Source organism: Blautia sp. DFI.1.216, from assembly GCF_020594215.1.
Lineage (GTDB): Bacteria > Bacillota > Clostridia > Lachnospirales > Lachnospiraceae > Blautia_A > Blautia_A wexlerae.
The window spans coordinates 70,135-82,772 of sequence record NZ_JAJDML010000009.1; the positions used below are offsets into that span (position 1 = coordinate 70,135).

The window sequence follows — 12,638 nt, forward strand, 5'->3', positions numbered from 1 at the left end:
CCCTCTAAATAAGTCCGGCCCTTATAAAGCCATCGATCAGTCTCTGTGGTGTCAGAGGATTTTCATTAAAGGCTACACCTGTTGCATGAAGTACTGCATTACGGATTGCCGGTGCGCCCGGAATTGCCGGCGGTTCACCCAGTGCTTTGTTTCCGAAAGGTCCAATCGGATCATCAAGTTCCACAAAATCTGCCTTGATATCAGGAGTATCCATCATTGTCATCAGTTTATAGTCCAACAGGGTTCCGTTCAGTGGTCTTCCTGTTTTCTCATCCAGAATGAGCTGCTCCGACAGACCGTATCCCATTCCCATAGACATACCGCCCTGTACCTGCATTTCAGCCAGTTTCGGATTAATAAGCTTACCGCTGTCATGCACATTAATGATATGAAGGATTTTGATCTTGCCAAGCTTTATATCAACTTCCACTTCAGCAAAGCAGCATCCTGTGGCAATCGTATTTTTCTTTACCTGCTCGGAAACCTCTGCTGTAATAACAGAAGAATTGCCAAGACTGTAATAACTTTCCAATGCAAGATTTCCAAGAGATATTGCCGGATCCTTTCCTGCCATGATCCACCCATGATCAAGCCTCAGTTTCCTTGTCTCTTCAGGCAACAGCTCTTTTGCATAATCCAGAATCTTTTCCTTCAGAAGATTTGCGCAGTCTTTAACAACTGTTCCTGTTACAAATGACTGTCTGGATGCATAGGCACCGGTATCAAATGGTGTTACATCAGTATCCTGGACTGTCTGGATATGAATATCACTGATATCCATATTTAAAACCTCAGCCGTCATCTGGGAAAATACCGTATCAGCGCCCTGACCGATTTCAGTAGCTCCCAGCATCAGTCCAACACTTCCATCCTGATTCAGAGTCATTCTTGCACCTGCAATTTCCAGTGAGATTGGCCATACACCTGTCTTATAGGAGAAAAGTGACATTCCGACGCCTCTGCGGATATTACCTGTCTGGTTTGTATATTCTTTTCGTTTTTCTTCCCAGTGGATATAATCTGCACCTTTTTCCAGACATTCAAAAATCCCGTTGGTGTTTGCTGCGATTGGCTTCAGGTAAGCATCCTCATAATATCCTTTGATAAGATTTTTCTTTCTGAACTCCAGAGGATCCATCCCGATCTCTTTTGCAATATCATCCATAAAGCACTCAATTGCAAAACATACCTGCGGGATCCCGTATCCACGCATCGCTCCGCCTACCGGTGTATTCGTATAGACAGTATATGCCTCTCCTTTGATATTCGGACATGCATACTGCAGCCTCCAGGCAGTCAGGCCATTGGCTGCTATGGCGTGTCCATGGGAGGCATATGCTCCCTGATTGGAAATAGCCAGCATATCCTTTGCCAGAAGATGCCCCTCACTGTCAACACCTGCCGTCAGATCATACTCAATAGAATGACGGGTTCTGGTGTTGCAGAAAGTTTCCTCTCTGGTTATATCGAGTTTGACCGGTCTGCCGCCAACCTGCGTGGTAAGAAACGCATTTAACGGTTCATACAGCACATCCTGCTTATTTCCGAATCCTCCACCTATGTATGGCTTAATGACTCTGATCTTTCCCCATGGGATTCCAAGAGCCTGCCCGATCACACGCCGGACAATATGCGGAATCTGAGTGGAAGTCACAACTATGATCCTGCCATTTTCCATGTATGCACAGGAAATCGGATTCTCAATGTGGCAGTGCTGCACGATCGGGGTTTTATAACTGCGTTTTATAACTGTTTCGGATTCCTTCAGCCCTTCTTCCACATTTCCGATAAAGTAATTGGAACGGACAAGTACATTGTCCTTTTTATCAAAATGGATTGGCGGTTTGCTTCCATACATGGATTTACGCGGATGGATTTCTACCGGATATTCTTCATATTCAACTTCGATCAGGCGCAATGCCCTCTGGGCTGTGATTTCATCTTCTGCCACTACAGCAGCAATATCATCTCCGTAATAACGGACTCTTCCGGTAAGGATATTGCGGTCTGCAACATCCTGATGAGCCAGCTCCACAGACCAGGGATGTCCCGGCGTAGGGTAACAATGATTCGGTACGTCTTTAAAAGTAACCACTTTTACTACGCCGTCCAGAGCCTCTGCTTTACTGGTATCGATTGATTTTACGATACCGTTTCCGATCTTTGCGTGATAGATTTTTGCCACCAGACAGTTGGCAGGAACCAGGTCATCAGTAAATTTTGCACGTCCTGTAACTTTGTCATAGGCATCTACTCTTGGAACACTCTTTCCAATCATGTTTTCACCTTCTCTGTATTTATTTTTGGTTATTATATAGAAGGAGCCGGACACACCCCAAGGTATCTGTCTGTTCCCCTCAGGACTTATGTCCGGCTCCGAACCATGCTACTTTCCTTCACCTTTTTTCTGACATCAGGCGAATTTACTTTTTATTTGCATAATTGTTATCTGTTTTCTGATTTGAGTATAGCATATTTGGATATGAAATTGCAATCTTTTATTCAATTTTTACGTATTATTTTCCTATTAACGAAGTTGTCTGATTGGGTTACTGTTCACTGAGAATATCCTTTGTAATGTATTACTAAGAACAGAGTGAACAGTAACCTGATTTATTTAACGTATTTCTGTCAATATTCCATGCAGATCATGGATAACGTGTCTTGGGCATTTCACTGCGCACATACCACAGCTCAGACATATGGATTCCTCGATCACAGCACAGCTGTCTTTTACTTTTATCGCACCGGCTGTACAGGTCTTCTCGCAGATTCCGCAGCCGATACAGCTGACGTCACACTGTTTCTTTGCTTCTGCACCTTTTTTCTTATTGGAACATTTTACCACAATGTAGTTTGCACACTCATGGACATGGATCACTTTCTGCGGGCAGACTTTCGCGCAGGCACCACAGCCAATGCATTTCTCCTCATCCACTTCCGCCACACCATACTCATTGATGGAAATGGCTCCGAATTTACATTTATCTATACAGGCTTTACATCCGATACATCCATCTGCACAGCCGGCCTCACCTTCGGCTGATCTGCACCCCCCATTACATGCAACTACAGCCGCGCGATATGGAAATTTCTTCTTTACTGCCATATTCAGCACTTCCTTTCATATGGTGTTCCGGTCAGAGGAAGACTATACTGTCTTTCACCATTCCATCTGAAATATGCATCTGCAATTGCAGGTGCAGTTGGGATAGAGGTGATCTCACCGATTCCAATGGCACCACAGGCTACATTCAGTCCCGGTTTGTCAACAACGATGGCATCGATTTTCGGAATCTCATGAGAGCGGAACAGACCAAGCGATCCATACTTGTCAATTGGTTTACAGTTCTCATCGATCGGATAACGCTCTCTCAGTGCAAATCCTATGGACATCACTACGCCGCCCTCGATCTGGCCTTCACAGGACAGTGGATTGACTGCTTTGCCCACATCATGAGCAGCAACCATTTCCTCAATCTTACCTGTTTTCTTATCCAGGATACATACCTGCGTCGCATAGCCGTAAGCTACATGTGAAACAGGATTCGGCACATTTGCGCCAAGAGGATCTGTCTTTGCAAGATATTCCCCATAATAAATTTTGCCGATCACATCATCAATGGTCTTACCTGCATTGCGGTCCTCCATAACCTTATCGCAGGCTCTGCGGCAGGCTTCTCCTGTTACCAGAGTCTGTCTGGAGCCGGAAGTTGTACCTGAATCCGGTGCGAACCAGGTATTACTTCTCTCATATACAATATCTTCATGCTTCAGATCTGTATTGGTGACTACCATCTGTGTCAGGACTGTACCAAGTCCCTGGCCGATACAGGAAGCACCGGAATAGATGTGCAGCTTTTTATCTTTCTCAAATACGAGTTTCACGCGGCCTGTATCCGGGATACCGACACCGACACCGGCATTCTTCATGGCGCAGCCGATTCCCACCGGTTTTCCTTCTTCCAGGGCAGCATCATACTTCTTCTTTACAGCTTCCAGTGTCTCCACAAGACCTGTGGAATTATCTACGATCTGACCATTCGGAAGCGTCTCACCGGGACGGATCGCATTGCGGTAACGGATTTCCCATGGAGTGATACCTACTTTGTCTGCCATCATATTCAGCAGGGTTTCTGTTGCAAAACAGGTCTGGGTTACACCAAACCCGCGAAACGCTCCGGCAGGCGGATTGTTGGTATAATAAGCAGTTCCTTCAATCTCGAAATTCTCATAATGATAGGGACCTGCCGCATGAGTACATGCACGTTCCAGCACAGGACCGCCAAGTGAGGCAAATGCACCTGTATCTGATGCTACTTTCGCTTTTACCCCCATGATATTGCCGTTCTCATCGCAGCCCATGGTCATATCCATATAAAACGGATGACGCTTCGGATGAACCAGCAGGGATTCTGCTCTGGTCAGTTTCATCTTCACCGGTTTCTTAGTAGCATAAGTGAGCAGCGAAGCCAGATGCTGTACTGTCATATCTTCCTTTCCGCCGAATCCGCCGCCTACAAGTGCATTCTGTACCTTTACTCTGTCCGTTCCAAGTAACAGGGAACACTCATGTAATGTCTGGTGTGCAGACTGATCTGTGGAATATACGAAAATATCTCCGTCCTCATCATACAAAGCCACTGCGCACTCAGGCTCAAGAAATGCATGTTCTGTCCATGGGGTTTCAAAATGATGACTGATCACATATTTGGAATTACGGATTGCTTCATCTGCATTTCCTCTGCTGATATGTTTATGTGCACAGATATTATTTTCTTCTTCATCAAATACCTTCGGTGCATCCTCTGCCGCTGCTTCCTCAATTGTACGAATATGAGGCAGCACTTCATATTTTACTTTGATCAGTTTCTTAGCTTTCTCAGCTGTTTCTCTGTCTTTTGCAGCAATAACGGCAATGGCATCTCCAAGATAATGTGTCAGACCCCCTACAGGTATCAGTGAATACTGATCATGTTTCAGATGTCCGATCTTATTCTCTCCCGGAATGTCCTCTGCTGTTAATACCGCTTCTACCCCGGAAAGTGCCTTTGCTGCTGCTGTATCGATCTCAAGTACACGTGCACGTGGATATTTACTTCTGAGTGCCACCCCATACAGCATTCCGTCAAAGTAAAAATCATCCGGATATTTGCCGGTTCCCAGTACTTTCTCCTCCACATCCACTCTGGATACTCTGTGTCCTATATTCCAGTCCGGATCCAGATCATCCGGAATCACACCCGTCTTTAAAACTTTCGCAGCCAGCCTTACTGCATCCATAATTTTTACATAGCCCGTGCAGCGGCAATAGTTATTGCGCAGTGCATATTTAATCTCATCATCTGTGGGCTCTTTGTTCACGTCCAGAAGAGCCTTTGTACACATTACCATACCCGGAATACAGAATCCACACTGAACAGCACCTGCTTTTCCATAAGCGTAGGTATAGACTTCCCTCTCCCATTCAGTCAGTCCTTCTACTGTGATCACTGTCCTGCCATCCAGTAAATCTGTGTCCGGCACACATGCCTTGCATGTTTTTCCGTCAATTATAACTGTACAGGCTCCGCAGGCTCCTTCACTGCAGCCGTCCTTCACTGAAGTCAGATGAAGTTCATCCCTCAAAAAGCGCAGTAGTTTCTGATTTCCGGTCGGTTCGACTTTTTGTCCATTGACTGTAAATACTGCCATATCGGACTCTCCTTTCTTTTTCGCACGTCTGCCAATTAGGGCAGTCAGCCAGAGTTTACCTCTTTCTGTTTTTTATCTGCCTGTGATACCGCATGAATTTATTACAAAAGTAACATGCGGCCGCGATTCAGCCTGATATGCAACACTGTCCACAGCCTTTTTCTGCTGTGGACAGCGTTAAATATTTCTTTATAAGTTATCTGATATTACAAATTTAAAATTATTTTACAGCTCTTTATTCCTGTTTTCAGACACGCTCTAGTACAGCGTTTCGTAAATAACTATACCAATCGCGTAGGATGCGGATTCGAGTGTGCTGGTATAAAAACGCAGGCGTAGCGGGCTACGCTGAGGCTTTTAGACCTGTGCAATCGGATTCGCAGACAAGTGAGTGGTATAGTTATTTCGAAAACGATGTACTAGGATCATCATTTCATGATCAGATAGCTGTAATCATCGATTACTGCACAGATCAGTCTGCGAAGACCTTCGTACAACTTATCATTTGCATCATCTGCCTTGCAGTCGGAAATCTGACCAAGGAGACGAACCTTGCACTCTTTTGTCTCCGGATTGATCACTGCAAATCCATCATTTGTGCTGTCTGCCATATCTGCCTCAGAAGCAAATAATGTGAATTTATCCTTGTACGGTGCACTTGCATATGGACAGAAGCTCTTGCAGTTGCCGCATTCGTTACACATATAATCTACATGGATCACCTGATTCATTGCCATTCCCGGAACTTTGATGGAGATGTTTGCTCTGTTGGGACATACATCTACACAATTCTCACAGACTTTATTACAGGTCAGACAGCGCTCACTTTCGTTCGCAGCGTCCTTGCTTTCCTTGAGTATTGCTTTTTTGGAGTAACAGTCTTTTTCTGTTCCCGGTACAGGCTGTCCTTTTACAATATCATGTCCAAGGATTGCTTTTGCAGCAACCTGTGCGTCGCGGATCGCTTCTACGATCGTAGCAGCTCCCCTTGCACCGTCACCGACAACGTAAACGCCTTCTGCACTTGTCTCCATTGTCTTATCATTGATGCGGGCTTTTCCTCGCTCATTGACCGCAATACCATTTGCTTCATAGAACTCAGTCGGAACTTTCTCGCCAACTGCAACGATCACTGTATCAGCCAAAACTTCTTCTGTTTCGCCCGTTTCTGTTACGCCTGCACGTCCGGAAGCATCCATGCTGCCAAGTTCCATCTTCTTACAAAGCAGTTTGCCGTTTTCCAGAGATACAGGAGAAAGAAGTTCTTTGAACTCTACGCCCTCTTCCAGTACTTCCAGTAACTCATCTTCTGCTGCTGGCATATAGCGTTTGGTTCTTCTGTATACCAGGTAAACATGTTCTACACCTTCTGTACGTTTCGCAGCTCTTGCAGTATCCATGGCAGTGTTACCGCCACCGATCACAACTACGTTTTTACCCAGCGCAACCTTACCGTCAGTTGCTTTGAAATCTCTTAAGAATTTCAGAGCGTTGATGGTTTCACCCTTTTCAAGCTTCAGAGTACCCGGTTTATTTGCACCTGTTGCAACGATCACTGCGTCATAACCCTGTGCTTTTAATTCCTGTACAGATTTCACTTCTGTACCTGTTTTGATCTCCACACCCATCTTCTGGATGAAGGAAACATCTTTATCGATTGCATCATCAGAGATACGGAATCCCGGGATCACATAACGGATCACGCCGCCGGCTTTCTCTTCTTTCTCAAATACTGTTACAGAAGCACCTGCTCTTGCAAGGAAGTATGCAGAAGCAATACCTGCAGGACCTGCACCTACAACAGCTACTTTCTTACCGTCTGCTGTGCCTGCTTTGATCTCACCGATCACTGTATCATATCCGTTTTGTGCTGCGATGAGCTTAGTGTTGCGGATATTTACAGGTTCTTCATAGAAGTTACGTGTACATTTGTACATACAGTTGTGCGCACAGAGAGTACCTGTGATAAATGGAAGTGCATTTTTCTCAAGGATAACTCTTAATGCCTGTGCATAATCGCCTTCTCCTGCCAGCTTCACATAGGTTGTGATATCCTGGTGGATCGGACATCCTTCTTCGCATGGAGCAAAGAAACAGTCAAGGAGCGGAACCTCTGAATCAGTTTTTCTCTTAGGAAGCGGTTTGATGCTCTTTACATGGTGAGCGTCTTTTTTCGCATCCTCGGCCAGCTGCTCAAGTGCAGCTACATCAATGCCTTTCCATTCTTTCACACCGTCAGCCATTACTTTCTCTGCCATCTGGGTAAATCTCTGATATCCGCCCGGCTTCAGAAGTGTAGTTGCCACTGTTACAGGCCATACACCACATCCGACGATACGGTCGATATTATAGTAATCAGCACCGCCTGAATAAGCGATACGGAGTTTTCCATCAAATTCCCGGGAAAGTCTGGCAGCAAGAGAAATAGATAACGGGAAAAGAGATTTTCCGGACATATACATTTCTTCGCTTGGAAGTTCATTTCTTGTAACATCTACAGGGAATGTATTGGTGATCTTCACACCAAACGCAAGGTTCAGTTCATCTGCAAGTGCCTGCAGTCTCTTAAACATCGGGATCGCATCTTCATACTGTAAGTCATCTTTGAAATGGAAATCACCGAATACCATATAATCATATCCCATGTCATCCATGGTCTTTCTGGCAAATTCATATCCCAGAAGAGTCGGGTTACATTTGATAAATGTGTTCAGGTGTTTCTCTTTAAACAGATGATTTGCAATGCTCTCAATCTCGTTTGGAGGACATCCATGGAGAGTAGAGATTGTTGCGGAATTACAGATATCAGACGGAATCGCCTCAATATCCTCTTTTGTAACTTTTTCAAATTTATCTACATTGTCCAATAACCACTGTTTACATTCTTTAAAGATTTCTGTATCTTTTGCTTCCATCATACTGTCAATGAAAGTATTAACCTTTGGCTCTTTGATCCCTGCAAGATCATATCCAACGGAAATATTGAACTGGAATCCGTCCTGTGCACCCAGATCAAATTCTTTGGCGATCACATGCAGGATAAACCATGCTTTAATATATTCTCCCATTGCCTGAGGAACATAAAGCTCTGTAGACCATTCACAGTTATATCCTTCATCATCTGCAAGGATACATGGTCTGTTGATACAGGCTGCAAGCTCTGCACCGTCCATCTTCTGAACTGTTTTCAGCTCAAAGAAACGTGCGCCTGCATAGTAAGAAGCAACAATGTTCTGTGTTAACTGTGTATGCGGTCCTGCTGCAGGTCCGATCGGTGTTTCCAGATTTCTCTCAAATATATTCAGCTTCCTGTCAGTTCCCGCTGCATAAGCTCTGTGCTGTCCGAAAACTGTTCCTTTTGTTTTCTTTTCTTCTAATACCCAGTTCATTAACTGTTCAAAGGGCATACAGGTCATGACTTCACTCATAATCCGATCCTCCATTATTTCATACGGTATGGCTTCTCTCCATCCGTTCTATATTTTATTTACATTTATTTTTGCCAGGCAGAAAACTTATCTTCTTTACAATTTTTACAGATTAACCATTAATATCATCTGCAAGTTCTTTTGCAGCCTGACGGCAGTCTGCCATAACTTTTGCCTCGTCGCATACAAGGACTTCGCGGTCTTTCATCAGGACTTTACCGTTACATACAGTAGTCTGGACCATGCTTCCGTTTACACCGAACATCAGATGTCCGTTAATGTTGCTTTCATTCATTGGTGTCAGCGGATCATAATCGATCACGATCACGTCTGCTGCCGCACCCTCTTTCAGGACACCGAGCTGTTTCTTAAAGTATCTGTTTGCAATCTTTGCATTTCCTTCAAAAAGCATCTGTGGAACTTCTCCCCAGGCTGCGTTAGGGTCGCAGAGGCTGTGTTTGTGTAAAACATTTGCAACCTTCCAGGATTCCATCATATCATGAGTATATCCGTCTGTACCAAGACCTGTGAGGATTCCCTTCTGTACCATTCTCATGGTTGGAGGACATCCGCATGCATTACCCATGTTAGATTCCGGGTTATGTACAACCATGGTATCTGTATCTTTGATCAGATCCATCTCATGTTCATTCACATAGATACAGTGACCGAGCAAAGTCTTCGGTCCAAGGATATTCCAGTCATGAAGACGGTCAACAATACGTTTGCCATGCTCTTTCAGACATTGATGGAGATCGTAAATGCCTTCTGCTACATGGATGTGATATCCAACACCTTCCGGTTTCAGTTCATTGCAGAGAGCCATTGTCTCATCAGAGATTGTAAAGGATGCATGCATACCCATCATTCCGGCGATCATATCGCTGTCGTCTGCAAGTGCATGCTTGATAAAATTCACGTTCTCCATTACAGATTCTCTGGATTTCTCCATTCCGTCACGGTCAGAAATCTCATAGCAGAGGCAGGTACGCACACCTAAATCCTTCGCAGCTTCCTCAATCGCATTGAGGGAACCTGTAATATGGCCAAAGCTTGCATGGTGGTCAAACACTGTGGTTACACCATTCTTGATAGAATCAATGTATGTAGCATATGCAGAAAGCTTTGTCTGCTCCAGTGTCAGATGACGGTCAACTGTCCACCATAAGCCGTCCAGAATATCCAGAAATCCCTGAGGATTATATCCGTTAATGCTTAAGCCTCTTGCGAAGGAGCTGTAGATATGCTCATGGGCATTAATAAATGCCGGCATGATAACCCCACCCTTCGCATCAACAAATTCAGCATCCGGATAAACTTTCTTTACCTCTTCAGTTACCCCCACCATTACTATGGTGTTACCATCCATTGCTACAGCACCATTCTCCAGGAATGGGTTGGATGCGTCCTGTGTGATCATTCTTCCATTACCAATTACCAGCATATAGTTCCTCCTTTTACTTGTTAAAAACTACCAATTCGCTACTGCTTTTTACCTTTTGTTTAGGAATTATGTACTAATACTGTAACATACTTCTCCGGATAATGCAAGTAGAATTTACAAAAACTTTTTGGTTTTTCAAATTTTTTTTAGGCTTTATACTATTTCCGGTGAACAGATAAAAAAAGAACGGGGCAGTCATTGATGACAATGAACAACCTCGTTCTTTTTTTGATTTTCCTGTTTTCTGATGAAACTGATTTCATGACAAATTTTCAGGTTTGTCAACAATTTTTGTAAGATAGGAGAGTTATCCTTCCATAATCGCAGAATTAACCCTGAGCTGTTTTCGTCCATTCTTCCAGAGATTCTCATCTAGCTCCACCTCATAGCCGCCGCCATTTCTCACATGCCACTCATAAAATGGTTTCTGTATATCTGCATACTCTTCCATGATATTCATGATCGTACCGCCATGGATGACAAGTGCCGCCTCTGCCACATGGCTGCGGATACATCCGGACACAACCCTGTCAAATCCTCTCAGGTTTCTGCTTTTAAACCCTTCCCTGCTTTCTCCTCCCGGAAAAGGCAGAGTACCGTTGCTGTCAATCCATTCCTGATAGTGTGGATTACCTTCCAGCTCTTTATAGTTCTTATTTTCAAACTCTCCGAAATCGCATTCTGCCAGTTCTTCAATAATATGTACCGGCTCTCCCGGAAAAAGAATCTCTGCTGTCTGCACGCATCGTTTCAGAGGACTTACATAAACCGCCTGAACCTTTGGATAATCCATCTTATGCAGAAACTCTGTTCCCTCCTGACATAACGGCTCATCCGTTGTGCCGATATATCTGGAAAGTTTATTCCCTTCTGTTTTTCCATGTCTGATCAGCCATAATTTAAGCATCTTTGATCACCGTTCCAATCCCGCAGATCACGCGCGTCACCTTATGACTGTATGCTGCCAGCTTCGTACATACACGCCCTACAGCCTCTCTGTATTTTCTGTCAAAAGCATCCACAGGTACAACCCCGTACCCTACTTCCTGAGAGACAAGGACAATATCCGGATTCTTACAGATGATTTTTTCCGCAAGATCTGACACATCCTTTCCATTCTCCAGTTCACTGCGGATATACTGCTGAAAACCAGTCACACCCTGAGCATTCATCAGTTCCTCCTCTGTGACAGAACCGCCGTCACTCCACCTTAACTGTGGATACTGTTTCCTGGCATATTCAGTCTTTCCCTGATATGCACCGCCGATTATCATTTCCATACTCTTCTCCTCAAAAATTAGAAACCACCGCCAGGATCAATGCCATCCCAACTTCACAGATACAAAGAAAAAATCCCGAAATATCCCCGGTTGTCCCGCCAAAGTACTTCATCGCAATATGATGATAATACCAGAAAATCAGCAAAGCTCCCACAAAAGCCAGACTTCCCCATACAGGCCGGATCAAGATCATTCCCGCAGCCAGAAGCACCAGATAGACGATCAGCACATTTCTCGAGAGCACGTCTGAAGAATTTCTGGAAAACTCAGCAACTGTACCGTCTGCCTTTGCTTTCGGAAAGGTAATAACTCCAATCCCTGACAGACATCTGGAAACCATAAAGCCAAGGCTCAGAATTCCGATCGCCCTCATATTCTCTGCACTGTTAAACAACTGACTGTAAGCGCCGTACCAGGCAATGAAATATACCGCCGCAGTAATAACGGCAAAAGCACCTGCATGGGAATCCTTAAGAATCTCCAGCCTTCTGCTTCTCTCCTGCCAGGAACTCAGGGCATCCGAAGTATCCAAAAGACCATCCACATGGATCCCGCCTGTCACAAATACAGGTACCAGCACCAGCACTGCTGTCACGAATCCCGGCTGATACCCAAACCGAAGTCCCAGATACGCCACCAGCATAGTCAGCCCGCCGATCACAGTTCCGATAAACGGAAAAAAACAGAACATATACTTCATATTTTCCTTTGTCCAGTCAGCGCGGGGCATGGGAATCTTAGAAAACATGGCAAATGCCACCTTAAAATTATTCCATAAAGATTTCATTGATC

8 protein-coding genes are annotated in these 12,638 nt (G+C 44.5%); all 8 read right to left on the reverse strand.

The window, feature by feature from the left end; translation table 11 throughout:
• Positions 1-4 precede the first annotated feature (4 nt).
• The 8 genes from xdhA to LJE11_RS05585 all read right to left on the reverse strand — a co-directional run bounded on the left by xdhA (position 5) and on the right by LJE11_RS05585 (position 12,633).
• The gene (gene xdhA / locus LJE11_RS05550) at positions 5-2,278 is read right to left on the reverse strand and encodes a xanthine dehydrogenase subunit XdhA (RefSeq protein WP_008703277.1); all 2,274 of its coding nucleotides are present in this window, start codon (positions 2,276-2,278) and stop codon (positions 5-7) included.
• A 339-nt stretch (positions 2,279-2,617) separates the two neighbouring features.
• Complete coding sequence (locus LJE11_RS05555) at positions 2,618-3,109, reverse strand: 4Fe-4S binding protein (RefSeq protein WP_020993935.1); 492 nt, start codon at positions 3,107-3,109, stop codon at positions 2,618-2,620.
• Positions 3,110-3,111: 2 nt separating this feature from the next.
• Positions 3,112-5,694: a selenium-dependent xanthine dehydrogenase gene (gene xdh, locus LJE11_RS05560; protein ID WP_008703279.1), complete on the reverse strand. Its 2,583-nt coding sequence runs from the start codon at positions 5,692-5,694 to the stop codon at positions 3,112-3,114.
• 428 nt (positions 5,695-6,122) lie between these two features.
• On the reverse strand, positions 6,123-9,122 hold the full coding sequence (gene ygfK, locus LJE11_RS05565; protein ID WP_008703280.1) for a putative selenate reductase subunit YgfK: 3,000 nt from the start codon (positions 9,120-9,122) through the stop codon (positions 6,123-6,125).
• A 112-nt stretch (positions 9,123-9,234) separates the two neighbouring features.
• Positions 9,235-10,566, reverse strand: a complete 1,332-nt coding sequence (ssnA, locus tag LJE11_RS05570) for a putative aminohydrolase SsnA (protein ID WP_008703281.1) — start codon at positions 10,564-10,566, stop codon at positions 9,235-9,237.
• A gap of 307 nt (positions 10,567-10,873) precedes the next feature.
• On the reverse strand, positions 10,874-11,473 hold the full coding sequence (locus tag LJE11_RS05575) for a histidine phosphatase family protein (protein WP_008703282.1): 600 nt from the start codon (positions 11,471-11,473) through the stop codon (positions 10,874-10,876).
• Positions 11,466-11,846 (reverse strand): bifunctional adenosylcobinamide kinase/adenosylcobinamide-phosphate guanylyltransferase, encoded by a 381-nt coding sequence (locus LJE11_RS05580; RefSeq protein ID WP_008703283.1) that lies wholly within the window; start codon positions 11,844-11,846, stop codon positions 11,466-11,468. Before LJE11_RS05580 ends, LJE11_RS05575 begins: the two co-directional genes overlap by 8 nt.
• 10 nt (positions 11,847-11,856) lie before the next feature.
• Entirely contained in the window at positions 11,857-12,633 is a 777-nt protein-coding gene (locus LJE11_RS05585; protein WP_008703284.1) for an adenosylcobinamide-GDP ribazoletransferase, read from the reverse strand.
• Between the last annotated feature and the right edge of the window lie 5 nt (positions 12,634-12,638).